This is a genomic window from Pseudomonas sp. SH10-3B, from assembly GCF_019891415.1.
Classification (GTDB): Bacteria; Pseudomonadota; Gammaproteobacteria; order Pseudomonadales; family Pseudomonadaceae; genus Aquipseudomonas.
In genome coordinates this window covers 213,476-228,612 of the sequence record NZ_JAFLXD010000001.1, presented here as the reverse complement: position 1 = coordinate 228,612, position 15,137 = coordinate 213,476, and the positions used below count along the sequence as shown (strand labels likewise).

The window sequence follows — 15,137 nt, the reverse complement described above, 5'->3', positions numbered from 1 at the left end:
CGGGTTTACACATTCGCTACACATCGGGTAATCGCCGACGAACGGTCATTTGCCCGGCCTGCGGCAAAGAGCCACACGCGCCATGCCAGCGCGCCTGCTTCGTTTATACTCCTGCCGATCCGCCTGCTGCGCTCATCGGGAGAGCTCATGCTCGCCGCCGTAAAACTGACTTCCGCCACCCGCCAGAACCTCTGGCGCCTGACGTTCATTCGTACCCTGGTACTGGCCGCACAGGCCGGATCGGTGGGGCTCGCCTATTGGTTCGACCTGTTGCCGCTGCCCTGGCTGCAGTTGGGCGTGACCCTGGGTTTCTCCATCGTGCTGTGTGTGTTTACCGCCATCCGCTTGCGCACCACGTGGCCGGTAACCGAGCTGGAATACGCCCTGCAATTGGCCTGCGACCTGTTTATCCACAGTGTGTTGCTGTACTTCTCCGGCGGCTCCACCAACCCGTTCGTTTCTTATTACCTGGTGCCACTGACCATCGCTGCGGTGACCTTGCCGTGGCGCTACTCGGTGGTGCTGTCGGGCATCGCCCTGACCCTGTACACCCTGCTGCTGGCGCGCTTCTATCCGTTGCAAACGTTCCCCATCGCCCGCGAAAACCTGCAGATCTACGGGATGTGGCTGAGCTTTGCCCTGTCTGCCGCCGTGATCACCTTCTTTGCCGCGCGCATGGCCGAAGAGCTGCGCCGCCAGGAAGAACTGCGCGCCATTCGCCGCGAGGAAGGCTTGCGTGACCAGCAACTGCTCGCCGTCGCCACCCAGGCCGCCGGCGCCGCCCACGAATTGGGCACGCCGTTGGCGACCATGAGCGTGCTGCTCAACGAAATGACCCAGGACCACCACGACCCGGCGCTGCAAGAGGATCTCGGCGTGCTGCGCGAACAGGTCAAACAGTGCAAGCAGACCTTGCAGCAACTGGTGCGCGCAGCCGAAGCCAATCGCCGCCTGGCGGTCGACATGCAGGACGTGACCCAGTGGCTCGACGAAGCGCTGAACCGCTGGCACCTGATGCGTCCCGAAGCCAGCTACCGCTTCCACCTGCTGGGTCAGGGCACTGTGCCGCGCATGGCGCCACCGCCGGACCTCACCCAAGCCTTGCTCAATCTGCTGAACAATGCAGCCGACGCTTGCCCCGAGGGGTTGGAAGTCCGGCTGGATTGGGATGTGGATGACCTGACGATCAGCATTCGCGACCACGGCGCGGGCGTGCCGCTGGCGATTGCCGAGCAGATCGGCAAACCTTTCTTTACCACCAAGGGCAAAGGCTTCGGCCTCGGCCTGTTTTTGAGCAAGGCCAGCGTGACCCGCGCGGGCGGCTCAGTGAAGCTCTATAGTCATGAGGAAGGTGGCACGCTTACCGAGCTGCGCCTGCCCCGTGTCGCACGAGGAGATATCGATGAGTGACGAGATCCAAGTCGAAGGCGAAGAACTGCCGCACCTGTTGCTGGTAGATGATGACGCCACCTTTACCCGCGTGATGGCGCGCGCGATGAGCCGTCGCGGCTTTCGCGTAAGCACCGCAGGCTCCGCCGAAGAAGGCCTGACCATTGCCCAGGCCGACTTGCCGGACTATGCCGCGCTCGACCTGAAAATGGACGGCGACTCCGGCCTGGTGCTGTTGCCCAAACTGCTGGAACTCGACCCGGAAATGCGCGTGGTGATCCTCACCGGTTACTCCAGCATCGCCACGGCCGTCGAAGCCATCAAGCGCGGTGCCTGCAACTACCTGTGCAAACCGGCGGATGCCGATGACGTGCTGGCGGCGTTGCTGTCCGAGCATGCCGACCTCGACACCCTGGTGCCGGAAAACCCGATGTCGGTGGACCGCCTGCAGTGGGAACACATCCAGCGCGTACTTACCGAACACGAAGGCAACATATCCGCCACTGCCCGCGCCCTGGGCATGCACCGTCGCACCCTGCAACGCAAGCTGCAGAAGCGTCCGGTACGACGCTGAACCTCGGCTGAACGAGCCGCTTCAGGCCGCACGGAGCCCTGAACCGATCAACTATGATCGGTTCAAACGCCTGTCACCTCCTTCCTATCGAGCCTGAACGATGAATCAGAACGCTGAGTACTCTGCGGTCAATGACGCAGTGCGTGGGCAATTCTTTCGCCGAACCTGGGCGATGATCACGCCTTATTGGCGAAGTGAAGAGAAGGGCAAGGCCTGGTTGTTGCTCGCCGTGGTGATTGGCCTGTCGCTGTTCAGCGTGGCCATTTCCGTGTGGCTCAACCACTGGTACAAGGACTTCTACAACGCGCTGGAAAACAAGGACACGGCCGCCTTCTGGCAACAGATCGTTTATTTCTGCGGCATCGCCACGGTGGCGATTCTCGGCGCGGTCTACCGTCTCTACCTCACTCAGATGCTGACCATTCGCTGGCGTGCATGGCTCACCGAAAAGTATTTTGCCCGCTGGCTTGGCAACAAGAACTACTACCAGCTGGAGCAGGGCGGCTACACCGATAACCCGGATCAGCGGATTTCCGAAGACCTCAACAGCTTTACCCTGAACACGCTGAGTCTTGGCCTGGGTCTGCTGCGCAATGTGGTCAGTCTGGTGTCGTTCTCCGTCATCCTGTGGGGCGTGTCGGGCAGTATTGAAGTGTTCGGTATCACCATCCCCGGCTACATGTTCTGGTGTGCATTGGTCTATGCCGGTGTCGGCAGTTGGCTGACCCATCTGATCGGTCGTCGTTTGATCGGTTTGAGCAATCAGCAACAACGCTTCGAAGCAGACTTGCGTTTCTCCATGGTGCGAGTGCGGGAGAATGCCGAGAGCATCGCCCTGTACAACGGCGAACCCAATGAGAATCAGCGTTTGAGCGCGCGGTTCGGGAAGGTTTGGCATAACTACTGGGACATCATGAAGGTGTCCAAGCGCCTGACGTTCTTCACTGCCGGTTATGAACAGATTGCGACCGTCTTTGCGTTTATCGTGGCTGCCCCGCGCTACTTTTCCGGCAAGATCGAACTGGGCGAGCTGATGCAAATCAACTCGGCGTTCGGCAACGTGCAGGGCAACTTCAGCTGGTTTATCAGTGCGTACGCCGACCTCGCCGGTTGGCGCGCGACCAGCGACCGTCTACTGAGTTTTCAGCAGGCCATGAGTGAAAACGAGCAGCGCCCAGCCGCCATTGACGTCAGCGCGGAGGGCGAGCGTCTGGTGGTGCAAGGGCTGGGCATGAACCTGGCGGATGGTCGTCACCTGCTGACCGACGCCAACATGATCGTTGAGCCGGGTGAGCGCCTCATGCTCAGCGGCCGTTCCGGCAGCGGCAAAAGTACCTTGCTGCGCGCCATGGGACATCTGTGGCCTGCTGGTCACGGCAGCATTCGCCTGCCGGCCAAACGTTACCTGTTCCTGCCGCAGAAGCCCTACCTGCCGATCGGCACACTCAAGGCGGTGTTGAGTTATCCACAGGACGACAGCGTCTATTCGGCAGAACGTTATGCACAGGTCCTGGAAACCTGTCGCCTGCCGCACCTGGTGGGGCGCCTGGATGAAGCCAACCATTGGCAACGCATGCTCTCGCCCGGCGAACAGCAACGCCTGGCCTTTGCCCGGGCCTTGTTGTTCGCGCCGCAATGGCTCTATATGGACGAAGCGACATCGGCCATGGATGAAGAGGATGAGGCGACGTTGTATCAGGCGTTGATTGATGAGTTGCCGGGTTTGAGCATTGTCAGCGTCGGTCACCGCAGCAGCCTCAAGCGCTTCCATGGGCGGCATGTGCGGATCGAAGCGGGGTGGCTTCAAGAACAGCCCGTGGCCTGAAGACCAGTGGGGGAAGGGGCAAGCCCCTCCCACTAGAGCGAGGCCCAACAAAAAGCCCGGTTGATCGATGATCAGCCGGGCTTTTTGTTGCTTGAAAATAACTTACTTCTTCAAGCCGTAATGCTCATCCAGCATGCCCGGGGCGTTCGGCGTTTTTGGCGCGTAGTCCCGTGGTGGTTCCTGGTTTTCCCGGGGTGGGGTCAGGCGTTCCCGTGGAGTTTGCGGTGCATCGGAATGCAGCGCGGCCAGCAGACGCTGACGGGTGATGTCGTCGAGGGCCAGGCGGTTTGCGCCATCGGCGAGGTGATCCTGTACTTCCTGGTAGCTCTGGGTGAGTTTCTTGACCAGGGTCGCGGTGCTGTTGAAGTGGGTAACAACCTCGTTCTGATAACTGTCAAAACGTTCCTGAATGTCATCCAACTGACGCTGCGTGCGGTTAGGCGCGGCATTCGGCAGCAGGCGGGCAACCAGGAATCCAATGGCGACACCGGCAACCAAGGCGAGAGTCGGCAACAACCAAACTAAGAGCGAGTGTTCCACGAGTCCTTCCTCTATAAACGGCTTTGCTTTACGTTAACGGCTCAAACCTGCGCTGTATACCGCGATTAAGCTCGCAATGATGCCATGCACAGACTTTTAGCTAGACGAGTCGACCCTTTGAGAGGTCACGGAGTTCATTCCTTGCTCATGCGTGAAACCCCCGTTTTGATCGATGGCCCGGTAGGTCAATTGGAGGCCCTGTACCTGGATCACCCCGAGCCACGTGGCCTGGCGCTGATCTGTCACCCTAACCCGGTGCAAGGTGGGACCATGCTCAATAAAGTTGTCTCGACCCTGCAACGCACCGCCCGCGATGCGGGTTTGATCACTTTGCGTTTCAACTACCGTGGCGTTGGCGCCAGCGCCGGTACGCACGATATGGCCACGGGTGAAGTGGATGATGCCGAAGCGGCTGTCACCTGGCTGCGGGAAAAACACCCTGGCCTGCCGATCACCTTGCTCGGTTTTTCCTTTGGCGGTTATGTGGCCGCCAGCCTCGGCGGTCGCCTTGAAGCCAAGGGTGAAAAACTGGCGCACCTGTTCATGGTTGCTGCGGCGGTGATGCGCCTGCGCGATAGTGATGTGTTGCCACAAGGCTGCCCGCTCACCCTGATCCAGCCGGAAACCGACGAAGTGGTCGATCCGCAATTGGTCTACGACTGGTCTGCCGCCTTGAAACGCCCCCATGAGCTGCTGAAAGTGGCAGAATGCGGGCACTTTTTTCATGGCAAGCTCACCGATCTCAAGGATCTGGTGCTGCCGCGCCTCTCGAATTGATAGCAGTCTGATAAGCGATTACCCATGACGACTCGTACCCGTATCCTCACCGGCATCACCACCACCGGCACGCCGCACCTGGGCAACTACGCCGGTGCGATACGCCCGGCGATCCTTGCCAGCCAGGACGCCAATGCCGACTCTTTCTACTTCCTGGCCGACTACCACGCCCTGATCAAATGCGATGACCCGCAGCGCATCCAGCGCTCGCGTATGGAAATCGCCGCGACCTGGCTGGCCGGTGGCCTGGATGTGAACCGGGTGACCTTTTATCGTCAGTCCGACATCCCGGAAATCCCCGAGCTGACCTGGCTGCTGACCTGCGTCGCCGCCAAGGGTCTGCTCAACCGCGCCCATGCCTACAAGGCCTCGGTGGACAAGAACGTGGAGACCGGCGAAGACCCGGATGCGGGCATCACCATGGGCCTGTACAGCTACCCGGTGCTGATGGCGGCGGACATCCTGATGTTCAACGCGCACAAAGTGCCGGTGGGCCGCGACCAGATCCAGCACGTGGAAATGGCCCGCGACATCGGCCAGCGCTTCAACCACCTGTTCGGCAACGGTAAAGAATTCTTCACCATGCCCGAGGCGTTGATCGAAGAAAGCGTTGCCACCTTGCCGGGCCTGGATGGCCGCAAGATGTCCAAGAGCTACGACAACACCATCCCGTTGTTCACCAGCGCCAAGGACATGAAGGACGCCATCTCGCGGATCGTCACCGACTCCCGCGCGCCCGGCGAAGCCAAGGACCCGGACAACTCGCACCTGTTCACCCTCTACCAGGCGTTTGCCAGCAAGGCCCAGGAAGAAGAGTTCCGTGGCGAGCTGCTGCAAGGCCTGGGCTGGGGCGAGGCGAAGAGCCGTCTGTTCCAGCTGCTGGACGGCCAATTGGGCGAAGCACGTGAGCGCTACCATCAGTTGATGTCGCGCCCGTCGGACATGGAAGACCTGTTGCTGGTCGGCGCCAAGAAAGCCCGTGCCGTCGCCGCGCCATTCCTGGCCGAGTTGCGTGAAGCGGTGGGCCTGCGTTCTTTCGTCAACCAGGCTGCGGCGCCGGTTGCGACCAAGAAGAAGGCCGCCAAAGCCGCACGTTTTGTGAGCTTTCGTGAAGACGATGGCAGCTTCCGCTTCCGCCTGTTGGCCGCCGATGGCGAACAACTGCTGCTGTCGCGCAACTTTGCCGATGGCAAGGCGGCCGGTGCGGCGACCAAGCAACTGCAAAACGGTGAAGCGCTGGATGTGCGCACCGAGGCCCTGAGCTTCAGCGTATGGCTGGACGGTGCCGCAGTCGCCGACAGCGCCGAGTTTGCCGATGGTGCATCGCGTGATGCCGCCATTGCAGCCCTGCGCATTGCGTTGACCCCAATCGAGGATTAACCCGACCAAGGGTTGATTGCCATTATCCAGGGCCGTCGTTACAGTGACGGCCCGTTTTTGTTGCCTTGCTAACGAAATTATGACGCCCCTAGAACGATATCAAGCTGATCTGAAACGCCCTGAATTCTTCCATGACGCGGCCCAGGAAACGGCGGTGCGTCATTTGCAGCGCCTGTACGACGACCTGGTCGCGGCCTCGCAAAGCAAGCCGGGGATGCTCAGCAAGCTGTTTGGCAAGAAAGACCACACGCCGGTCAAGGGCCTGTATTTCTGGGGCGGTGTAGGTCGGGGCAAGACCTATCTGGTCGATACGTTCTTTGAGGCGCTGCCGTTCAAGGAAAAGGTCCGCACCCACTTCCACCGCTTCATGAAGCGCGTGCACGAAGAAATGAAGACCCTGCCGGGTGAAAAAAACCCGCTGACCATCATCGCCAAGCGTTTCTCCGACGAGGCGCGGGTGATCTGCTTCGATGAATTCTTCGTTTCCGACATCACCGACGCCATGATCCTCGGCACCCTGATGGAAGAGCTGTTCAAGAACGGCGTGACCCTGGTCGCCACTTCGAACATCGTGCCCGACGGCCTCTACAAGGATGGCCTGCAACGTGCGCGCTTCCTGCCCGCCATTGCGCTGATCAAGCAGAACACCGAGATCGTCAACGTCGACAGTGGCGTCGACTACCGTTTGCGTCACCTCGAGCAGGCGGAGCTGTTCCACTTCCCGCTGAACGAAGCCGCGCACGAAAGCCTGCGCAAGAGCTTCCGCGCCCTCACGCCGGAATGCACCCAGGCGGTGGAAAACGACAAGCTGATGATCGAGAACCGCGAGATCATCGCCCTGCGTACCTGCGATGACGTGGCCTGGTTCGAATTCCGCCAACTGTGCGACGGCCCGCGTAGCCAGAACGACTACATCGAACTGGGCAAGATCTTCCACGCGGTGATCCTCAGCGGCGTGGAGCAGATGAGCGTCACCACCGACGACATCGCCCGACGGTTTATCAACATGGTCGACGAGTTCTACGACCGTAACGTCAAGTTGATCATCTCGGCCGAAGTCGAACTCAAGGATCTGTATACCGGCGGGCGCCTGAACTTCGAATTCCAGCGCACCCTGAGCCGCCTGCTCGAAATGCAGTCCCACGAGTTCCTGTCGCGCGGGCACAAACCCTAAGACCGATGTAGGTCAAGTGTGGGAGGGGGCTTGCCCCCGATAGCGGTCTATCAGTGCAAGATGTACTCACTGACACACCGCTATCGGGAGCAAGCCCCCTCCCACATTTGCTTACGCAGCCTGTTGGAACTGTTGGCGGTACTGGTTCGGCGATAACTCGGTGTGTTGGCGAAACAACCGCGCAAAGAAACTAGCATCGTCGTAACCCACCTCATAGCTGATGGTCTTGATGCTCTTGCGGCTGCCCGAGAGCAGGCCCTTGGCCGTCTCGATACGCAGCCGTTGCAGGTAGTGCAGCGGCTTGTCGCCGGTGGCGGTCTGGAAGCGGCGCATGAAGTTGCGGATGCTCATGCCGTGTTCCCGGGCGACGTCTTCGAAGCGGAATTTGTCGGCAAAGTGCTCTTCGAGCCAGTGCTGGATCTGCAGGATAATCACGTCCTGGTGCAGCTTCTGCCCCCCAAACCCGATACGTCCCGGCGAGTAGCTGCGCTGCACTTCGTAGAGGATGTCGCGCGCCACTGCCTGGGCGATGTTGGCGCCGCAGAAGCGTTCGATCAGGTAGATATACAGGTCGCACGCCGAGGTGGTGCCGCCGGCGCAATACAGGTTGTCGGCATCGGTGAGGTGCTTGTCCTGATTGAGCTGGACCTTGGGGAAGCGTTCGCTGAAGGCGTTGAAGAAGCGCCAGTAGGTGGTCGCCTCCTTGCCATCGAGCAGGCCGGCTTCGGCCAGCCAGAACACTCCTGTGGCTTCGCCGCAGAGTACCGCGCCGCGTGCATGTTGCGCGCGCAGCCATGGCAGCACTTGCGGGTAGCGCGCGCAGAGGGCGTCGAAGTCATCCCAGAAGGCCGGCAGTACGATGATGTCGGCGTCTTCCAGGCCGCCGTCCACCGGCATGATCACATCACTGAAGCTGCGCACCGATTTTCCGTCGGGGCTCACAAGGCGTGTTTCGAACGCAGGGGTCAGGCCCAGGCCTTGCTGTTTGCCATAACGCAGGCTGGCGAGGTGGAAGAAATCCTTGGCTTGCATCAGGGTTGAAGCGAATACCCGATCAATGGCCAAAATGCTGACGCGCCGCAACGGCGTGGAGATTTGGTTAGACATAATTTCATTTATTCTTATAGGGGAAAGTGGTCACCAGACGGCTGGATCGTCTTATTTTTTGTCGCATGTGTCCAGTGTCCTGTGACGCCATCGGGGCATAGGCTCTGTGGGCTCGTCCTTGTCCGACAATCCACGCAGGTGACCCATGATCCCCAGAACCTTGTTCAGCCCGGAGCACGAACTCTTTCGCCAGAGCGTGCGCACCTTTCTTGAAAAAGACGCTGCACCGTTCCATGGGCAATGGGAGAAGCAGGGCTATATCGATCGCAATCTGTGGAGCAAAGCGGGGGAGGCGGGGATGTTGTGTTCCCATCTGCCGGAGGAATACGGCGGGCTGGGCACGGACTTTCTCTACAGCGCGGTGGTGATCGAGGAGATCAGCCGGCTGGGGCTGACCGGCATCGGTTTCTCGCTGCATTCGGACATCGTTGCGCCCTACATCCTGCATTACGGCAGTGAGGCGCTGAAGCACAAGTACCTGCCCAAGTTGATCAGCGGCGAGATGGTCACGGCCATCGCCATGACCGAGCCGGGTGCCGGCTCTGACCTGCAAGGGGTCAAGACGACCGCCGTGCTGGACGGCGACGAGTACGTAATCAATGGCTCCAAGACCTTTATCACCAATGGGTATCTGGCTGAGCTGGTGATCGTGGTCGCCAAGACCGACCCCAAGGCCGGCGCCAAGGGCACCAGCCTGTTTTTGGTGGAGGCAGACACGCCGGGCTTCGCCAAGGGCAAGCGCCTGGAGAAGGTTGGCATGAAGGCGCAGGACACTTCGGAGTTGTTTTTCCAGGATGTCCGCGTGCCCAGGGAAAACCTGCTGGGCCAGGCCGGCATGGGGTTTGCCTACTTGATGCAGGAGCTACCCCAGGAGCGGCTGACGGTGGCCATTGGCGCGCTGTCGTCGGCCGAGGCGGCGCTGGAGTGGACTCTGGAATACACCCGTGAGCGCAAGGCATTCGGCAAGGCGATTGCCGACTTCCAGAACACCCGCTTCAAACTGGCGGAGATGGCCACGCAGATTCAGATCGGGCGCGTGTTCGTCGACAAATGCATGGCGCTGCACCTGGAAGGCAAGCTGGATGTGCCCACCGCCGCGATGGCCAAGTACTGGGCCACGGACCTGCAGTGCAAGGTGCTCGACGAGTGCGTGCAGTTGCACGGCGGCTACGGCTTCATGTGGGAATACCCGATTGCCCGGGCGTGGGCGGATGCTCGCGTGCAACGGATTTATGCGGGGACCAACGAGATCATGAAGGAGATTATTGCGCGGGCGCTTTGAGTGATGTGTTGTTTGTGTAGACCGCTATCGGGGGCTTGCCCTCGATAGCGGTCTACAGATCAATCAAGGCGCAGGATTCGGATGATCCTTCTGAATCGCCTCAATCCCTTCCAGTACTTCCTTCGACAGCTTCAGATCAGCACTGGCAATGTTGCTGTCCAGCTGTTCCAGGCTCGTCGCACCAATAATGTTGCTGGTCACGAACGGTTGCTGGGTCACGAACGCCAACGCCATCTGCGCCGGATCCAGGCCGTGCTCGCGGGCCAGTGCCACGTAGCGGCTGCACGCGGCCTCCGACTGCGGGTTGAAGTAGCGGCTGAAGCGGCTGTACTCGGTCAGGCGCGCTTTGGCCGGGCGTGCGCCACCTTCGTACTTGCCACTGAGCATGCCGAACGCCAGGGGCGAGTAAGCCAGCAGGCCGCATTGCTCGCGAATGGCGACTTCTGCCAGGCCCACTTCAAAGCTGCGGTTGAGCAGGTTGTAGGGATTCTGGATCGATACCGCACGGGTCCAGCCACGGGCTTCGGCCAGGGCCAGGAACTTCATGGTGCCCCATGGGGTTTCATTGGACAGGCCGATATGGCGGATCTTGCCGGCCTTCACCTGCTCATCCAGCGCTTCGAGGGTTTCCTCCAGTGGGGTGAGGTCGTCTTCGTCCTTGTGCTTGTAGCTCAGTTGGCCGAAGAAGTTGGTGCTGCGCTCCGGCCAGTGCAACTGGTAGAGGTCGATCCAGTCGGTTTGCAGGCGCTTGAGGCTGGCGTCCAGGGCTTCGACGATGTGCTTGCGGTTGTGGCGCAGGTGGCCGTCGCGGATGTAGTCGATGGTGTTGCCGGGGCCGGCGATCTTGCTGGCGAGGATCCAGTCGGCACGGTCGCCACGGCTTTTGAAGTAATTACCGATATAACGCTCGGTGGTGGCATAGGTGTCGGCCTTGGGCGGCACCGGGTACATTTCCGCGGTGTCGAGGAAGTTGATCCCCGCGGCCTTGGCCCGTTCAATCTGCGCGAAGGCCTCTGCCTCGCTGTTCTGCTCACCCCAGGTCATGGTGCCCAGGGCTATCGCGCTCACGTTCAGATCCGTACGGCCCAGCTGTCGATAATCCATCGGGTACTCCTTCAGGGAAAACAATCATAAAAGCAGGTTGAATTTTTTTTCGCAATCTGCATAATTGCCCACCTCTTTCTGCAGTGGAAGTGATGCGCCGCCTGCCGAAGAATCTTGCCGTTGAACGGACGCGCCGACCCGAGCCCCCGATAGCGTCTGTATCCGGCTGCCTTTGACTTGTCAAAGTACGCACTATTCAGTAAGATCCGCCGTCTAATTTACAGGGCGGCCCCTGAGGCTATTAAAGAATGACAACTTTTACTGCAAAACCGGAAACAGTTCAGCGCGACTGGTTTGTCGTCGACGCCGCTGGTCAGACCCTGGGTCGTCTGGCCACTGAAGTCGCCAGCCGTCTGCGTGGCAAGCACAAGCCTGAGTACACCCCTCACGTTGACACCGGTGACTACATCGTGATCATCAACGCTGAGCAGGTACGTGTTACCGGCAACAAAGCGCAAGACAAAATGTACTACCGTCACTCCGGTTTCCCAGGCGGTATCAAGTCTTCCAACTTTGAAGGCCTGATCTCCAAGAAGCCTGAAGCCCCGATCGAAATCGCGGTCAAAGGCATGCTGCCGAAGGGCCCACTGGGTCGCGATATGTTTCGCAAGCTGAAAGTCTATGCGGGCGCTGTACACCCTCATGCTGCTCAGCAGCCCCAAGAACTGAAGTTTTAACGGAATAGTTCATTATGTCGGCGACTCAAAATTACGGCACTGGCCGTCGCAAAACCGCAACCGCACGCGTTTTCCTGCGTCCGGGCACTGGTAACATCTCGATCAACAACCGCACCCTGGACAACTTCTTCGGTCGCGAAACTGCCCGCATGGTAGTTCGTCAGCCGCTGGAATTGACCGAGACTGTTGAAAAGTTCGACATCTACGTCACCGTTATCGGTGGCGGTGTAAGTGGTCAAGCTGGCGCAATCCGCCACGGTATCACTCGCGCTCTGATGCAGTACGACGAAACCCTGCGTGGCGCTCTGCGCAAAGCTGGCTTCGTTACTCGCGATGCTCGTGAAGTTGAACGTAAGAAAGTCGGTCTGCGTAAAGCGCGTAAGCGTCCGCAGTACTCGAAGCGTTAATTCGCTTTACGTTCCACAAAAACGCCCAGCCTCCTCACGGAGCTGGGCGTTTTTTATTGCCTGCGATTTATACACAATTTTTGGCGTGACAACTTGCCACATCCGTAGACCCCCTATACTACAAGGCCTGGAGGGGGAGGCCCGGGCAATTCCCTTGTCATACGTGGGGCTTTTCATTACCATTCGGCAAAATTTTTATAAGTTCAGATTTAATACTTAGTAGACGCCTGATTTAACAGGCCAAAAAGCTGATGGGAGAGGACTGAATGAGCAATGACGGCGTGAATGCAGGCCGGCGTCGCTTCTTAGTAGCAGCCACATCCGTGGTGGGTGCTGCAGGAGCGGTGGGGGCTGCGGTCCCGTTCGTGGGGTCATGGTTTCCCAGTGCCAAGGCGAAAGCCGCAGGTGCACCGGTGAAAGTGAATGTCAGCAAGATCGAGCCAGGCCAGCAGATGATTGCTGAGTGGCGCGGCCAGCCGGTGTTCATTGTTCGTCGTACTGAGGAAATCCTGGGAAATCTGAAAAAGATCGAAGGCCAGTTGTCTGACCCGAAATCTGAGAAATCCGACCAACCCGCCTACGCCAAAAACGAAGCACGCTCGATCAAGCCAGAGATTCTGCTGCTGGTCGGCCTCTGCACTCACCTGGGATGCTCACCTACCTTCCGCCCGGAAGTCGCTCCAGTCGATCTGGGTAAAGATTGGGTGGGTGGTTATTTCTGCCCCTGCCACGGCTCCCACTACGATCTGGCGGGCCGCGTCTACAAGTCCCAGCCTGCTCCTCTGAACCTGCCTGTACCTCCGCATACCTACGAAACTGACGACCTCATTGTCATTGGCCTCGATAAGGAGAACGCGTGATGAGCAAGTTCATGGATTGGGTCGATGCGCGCTTCCCCGCCACTAAAATGTGGGAAGACCATCTCAGCAAGTATTACGCGCCAAAAAACTTCAACTTCTTCTACTTCTTCGGTTCCCTGGCGCTGCTGGTGCTGGTTAACCAGATCGTCACCGGTGTCTGGCTGACGATGAGCTACACCCCGTCGGCGGAAGAGGCGTTTGCGTCTGTCGAATACATCATGCGTGACGTCGAGTACGGCTCGATCCTGCGCCTGCTGCACTCCACCGGTGCTTCGGCGTTCTTTATCGTGGTCTACCTGCACATGTTCCGTGGCCTGCTCTACGGCTCGTACCAGAAGCCCCGCGAACTGGTGTGGGTGTTCGGCATGCTGATCTACCTGGCGCTGATGGCCGAAGCCTTCATGGGCTACCTGCTGCCATGGGGCCAGATGTCGTACTGGGGTGCCCAGGTGATCATCTCGCTGTTCGGTGCGATCCCGGTCATCGGCAACGACCTGACCCAGTGGATCCGTGGTGACTACCTCATCTCCGGCATCACCCTGAACCGCTTCTTCGCCCTGCACGTCGTGGCGCTGCCCATCGTGATCCTGGGCCTGGTGGTGCTGCATATCCTGGCACTGCACGAAGTGGGCTCCAATAACCCGGATGGCGTGGACATCAAGAAGCACAAGGACGAGAACGGCATTCCGCTGGACGGCATCCCGTTTCACCCGTACTACACCGTGAAAGACATTGTCGGCGTGGTCGTGTTCCTCTTCGTGTTCTGCTCGATCGTGTTCTTTTTCCCGGAGATGGGCGGTTATTTCCTCGAGAAGCCTAACTTCGAACAGGCGAACGCCTTCAAGACCCCTGAGCACATTGCCCCGGTCTGGTACTTCACGCCGTTCTACGCGATCTTGCGGGCGATTCCCGACAAGCTCATGGGCGTAATTGCCATGGGCGCGGCCATTGCTGTGCTGTTCGTGCTGCCGTGGCTCGACCGGAGCCCGGTCAAGTCCATGCGCTACAAAGGCTGGCTGAGCAAAATCTGGCTGTGGGTGTTCTGCATTGCATTCGTGATCCTGGGCGTGTTGGGCGTATTGGCGCCGACCCCTGAGCGTACGCTGCTGTCGCAGGTCTGCACCTTCCTGTACTTCGCCTACTTCATTCTGATGCCGTTCTACACCCGGCTCGAGAAGACCAAACCGGTTCCGGAAAGGGTGACTGGCTGATGAAAAAATTATTTGTTGCATTGATGCTTGCGGCCCTGCCGCTACTGTCCTTCGCTGCCGAGCACGGTGGTCCGGAGCTGGGAAAAGTCGATATCGACGTGTCGGACAAGGCCGCCCTGCAAGACGGCGCGCGGACGTTCGCCAACTACTGCATGGGCTGCCACAGTGCCAAGTTCCAGCGTTATGAGCGGGTTGCCGATGACCTGGGCATCCCCCATGAGCTGATGCTGGAGAAGCTGGTGTTCACCGGCGCCAAGATTGGCGACCACATGAACATCGGCATGAAACCGGCGGACGCCAAGCTATGGTTCGGCGCCGCACCGCCCGACCTGACCCTGGTGGCGCGCGTGCGTGGTACCGATTGGCTGTACAACTACCTCAAGACTTTCTACGAAGACCCTACGCGTCCTTATCAAGTGAACAACAAGCAGTTCCCGAACGTCGGCATGCCTAACGTTCTGGTCGGGCTGCAAGGCAAACAAGTGATAGGATGCAAGCAGATCCAGGTCGTCGAAGACGGCAAGAAGCAATACGATCCATTGACCGGCACGCCCCTGACCCATGAAGCCTGCGATCAACTGAAGATCGAAACTCCAGGTTCGCAGACAGAAGAGCAGTTCGACGAGACGGTCAAGAATCTCGTGACCTTCCTGGCTTACTCAGCCAACCCGGTAAAACTGCAGCACCAGCGCATCGGTACTTACGTCTTGCTGTACCTGGCTTTCTTCTTCGTATTCGCCTATCTGCTCAAACGTGAATACTGGAAGGATGTGCATTGATCCAACCGTAAGCAATTGCTGTTAATCTTGCGCGCCCAGCGGCATCTCTGA

The 15,137-nt window shown here is 59.3% G+C and carries 15 protein-coding genes; 12 read left to right on the top strand and 3 right to left on the bottom strand.

Annotation, left to right across the window (positions count from 1 at the left end; all coding sequences use genetic code 11):
- Positions 1-147: 147 nt before the first annotated feature.
- From J1G35_RS01105 to J1G35_RS01095, 3 genes are all read left to right on the top strand, one after another.
- On the top strand, positions 148-1,410 hold the full coding sequence (locus J1G35_RS01105) for an ATP-binding protein (protein ID WP_053131639.1): 1,263 nt from the start codon (positions 148-150) through the stop codon (positions 1,408-1,410).
- Complete coding sequence (locus J1G35_RS01100; RefSeq protein WP_003171731.1) at positions 1,403-1,963, top strand: response regulator transcription factor; 561 nt, start codon at positions 1,403-1,405, stop codon at positions 1,961-1,963. The genes J1G35_RS01105 and J1G35_RS01100 overlap by 8 nt, the downstream gene beginning before the upstream one ends.
- Before the next feature lie 100 nt (positions 1,964-2,063).
- Positions 2,064-3,788, top strand: coding sequence for an ABC transporter ATP-binding protein/permease (locus J1G35_RS01095; protein WP_223012974.1), 1,725 nt, complete (start codon positions 2,064-2,066; stop codon positions 3,786-3,788).
- Positions 3,789-3,890: 102 nt separating this feature from the next.
- On the opposite strand, the gene J1G35_RS01090 is transcribed toward J1G35_RS01095, so the two are convergent.
- Positions 3,891-4,328 (bottom strand): DUF1043 family protein, encoded by a 438-nt coding sequence (locus tag J1G35_RS01090; protein WP_003171734.1) that lies wholly within the window; start codon positions 4,326-4,328, stop codon positions 3,891-3,893.
- 147 nt (positions 4,329-4,475) lie between these two features.
- Here J1G35_RS01090 and J1G35_RS01085 point away from each other — a divergent pair, with 147 nt between their 5' ends.
- The 3 genes from J1G35_RS01085 to zapE all read left to right on the top strand — a co-directional run bounded on the left by J1G35_RS01085 (position 4,476) and on the right by zapE (position 7,659).
- Positions 4,476-5,105 (top strand): alpha/beta fold hydrolase, encoded by a 630-nt coding sequence (locus tag J1G35_RS01085; protein ID WP_053131633.1) that lies wholly within the window; start codon positions 4,476-4,478, stop codon positions 5,103-5,105.
- A gap of 24 nt (positions 5,106-5,129) precedes the next feature.
- Complete coding sequence (locus J1G35_RS01080; RefSeq protein WP_223012972.1) at positions 5,130-6,485, top strand: tryptophan--tRNA ligase; 1,356 nt, start codon at positions 5,130-5,132, stop codon at positions 6,483-6,485.
- A gap of 79 nt (positions 6,486-6,564) precedes the next feature.
- Positions 6,565-7,659, top strand: coding sequence for a cell division protein ZapE (gene zapE, locus J1G35_RS01075; RefSeq protein ID WP_053131627.1), 1,095 nt, complete (start codon positions 6,565-6,567; stop codon positions 7,657-7,659).
- A gap of 111 nt (positions 7,660-7,770) precedes the next feature.
- Here the strand turns inward: zapE and J1G35_RS01070 are convergent, their stop codons facing one another.
- Positions 7,771-8,691 (bottom strand): GlxA family transcriptional regulator, encoded by a 921-nt coding sequence (locus tag J1G35_RS01070; RefSeq protein WP_172681465.1) that lies wholly within the window; start codon positions 8,689-8,691, stop codon positions 7,771-7,773.
- A 220-nt stretch (positions 8,692-8,911) separates the two neighbouring features.
- Here J1G35_RS01070 and J1G35_RS01065 point away from each other — a divergent pair, with 220 nt between their 5' ends.
- Positions 8,912-10,048, top strand: coding sequence for an acyl-CoA dehydrogenase family protein (locus J1G35_RS01065; protein ID WP_223012970.1), 1,137 nt, complete (start codon positions 8,912-8,914; stop codon positions 10,046-10,048).
- A 63-nt stretch (positions 10,049-10,111) separates the two neighbouring features.
- Here J1G35_RS01065 and J1G35_RS01060 read toward each other — a convergent pair whose 3' ends face one another.
- Positions 10,112-11,152 (bottom strand): NADP(H)-dependent aldo-keto reductase, encoded by a 1,041-nt coding sequence (locus J1G35_RS01060; RefSeq protein WP_053131618.1) that lies wholly within the window; start codon positions 11,150-11,152, stop codon positions 10,112-10,114.
- A gap of 248 nt (positions 11,153-11,400) precedes the next feature.
- Between J1G35_RS01060 and rplM the strand changes: the two genes are divergently transcribed.
- The 5 genes from rplM to J1G35_RS01035 all read left to right on the top strand — a co-directional run bounded on the left by rplM (position 11,401) and on the right by J1G35_RS01035 (position 15,086).
- Positions 11,401-11,829, top strand: coding sequence for a 50S ribosomal protein L13 (gene rplM / locus J1G35_RS01055; protein WP_003171742.1), 429 nt, complete (start codon positions 11,401-11,403; stop codon positions 11,827-11,829).
- Between the two features lie 14 nt (positions 11,830-11,843).
- Positions 11,844-12,236, top strand: a complete 393-nt coding sequence (rpsI, locus tag J1G35_RS01050; protein WP_003171743.1) for a 30S ribosomal protein S9 — start codon at positions 11,844-11,846, stop codon at positions 12,234-12,236.
- 266 nt (positions 12,237-12,502) lie between these two features.
- Positions 12,503-13,096 (top strand): ubiquinol-cytochrome c reductase iron-sulfur subunit, encoded by a 594-nt coding sequence (gene petA / locus J1G35_RS01045; RefSeq protein ID WP_034095877.1) that lies wholly within the window; start codon positions 12,503-12,505, stop codon positions 13,094-13,096.
- Positions 13,096-14,307, top strand: coding sequence for a cytochrome bc complex cytochrome b subunit (locus J1G35_RS01040; RefSeq protein WP_003171746.1), 1,212 nt, complete (start codon positions 13,096-13,098; stop codon positions 14,305-14,307). Before petA ends, J1G35_RS01040 begins: the two co-directional genes overlap by 1 nt.
- A complete protein-coding gene (locus J1G35_RS01035) occupies positions 14,307-15,086 on the top strand; it encodes a cytochrome c1 (protein ID WP_053131614.1) in 780 nt (259 codons plus the stop codon). Before J1G35_RS01040 ends, J1G35_RS01035 begins: the two co-directional genes overlap by 1 nt.
- Positions 15,087-15,137: the final 51 nt, after the last annotated feature.

Bases quoted from the DNA above. Each gene is read 5' to 3' on its own strand.
- J1G35_RS01060 (WP_053131618.1), bottom strand. From the start codon at position 11,152: ATGGATTATCGACAGCTGGGCCGTACGGATCTGAACGTGAGCGCGATA.
- J1G35_RS01035 (WP_053131614.1), top strand. From the start codon at position 14,307: ATGAAAAAATTATTTGTTGCATTGATGCTTGCGGCCCTGCCGCTACTG.
- J1G35_RS01080 (WP_223012972.1), top strand. From the start codon at position 5,130: ATGACGACTCGTACCCGTATCCTCACCGGCATCACCACCACCGGCACG.
- rplM (WP_003171742.1), top strand. From the start codon at position 11,401: ATGACAACTTTTACTGCAAAACCGGAAACAGTTCAGCGCGACTGGTTT.
- J1G35_RS01085 (WP_053131633.1), top strand. From the start codon at position 4,476: ATGCGTGAAACCCCCGTTTTGATCGATGGCCCGGTAGGTCAATTGGAG.
- J1G35_RS01105 (WP_053131639.1), top strand. From the start codon at position 148: ATGCTCGCCGCCGTAAAACTGACTTCCGCCACCCGCCAGAACCTCTGG.
- zapE (WP_053131627.1), top strand. From the start codon at position 6,565: ATGACGCCCCTAGAACGATATCAAGCTGATCTGAAACGCCCTGAATTC.
- petA (WP_034095877.1), top strand. From the start codon at position 12,503: ATGAGCAATGACGGCGTGAATGCAGGCCGGCGTCGCTTCTTAGTAGCA.
- J1G35_RS01070 (WP_172681465.1), bottom strand. From the start codon at position 8,691: ATGCAAGCCAAGGATTTCTTCCACCTCGCCAGCCTGCGTTATGGCAAA.
- J1G35_RS01095 (WP_223012974.1), top strand. From the start codon at position 2,064: ATGAATCAGAACGCTGAGTACTCTGCGGTCAATGACGCAGTGCGTGGG.
- J1G35_RS01100 (WP_003171731.1), top strand. From the start codon at position 1,403: ATGAGTGACGAGATCCAAGTCGAAGGCGAAGAACTGCCGCACCTGTTG.
- J1G35_RS01065 (WP_223012970.1), top strand. From the start codon at position 8,912: ATGATCCCCAGAACCTTGTTCAGCCCGGAGCACGAACTCTTTCGCCAG.
- J1G35_RS01040 (WP_003171746.1), top strand. From the start codon at position 13,096: ATGAGCAAGTTCATGGATTGGGTCGATGCGCGCTTCCCCGCCACTAAA.
- rpsI (WP_003171743.1), top strand. From the start codon at position 11,844: ATGTCGGCGACTCAAAATTACGGCACTGGCCGTCGCAAAACCGCAACC.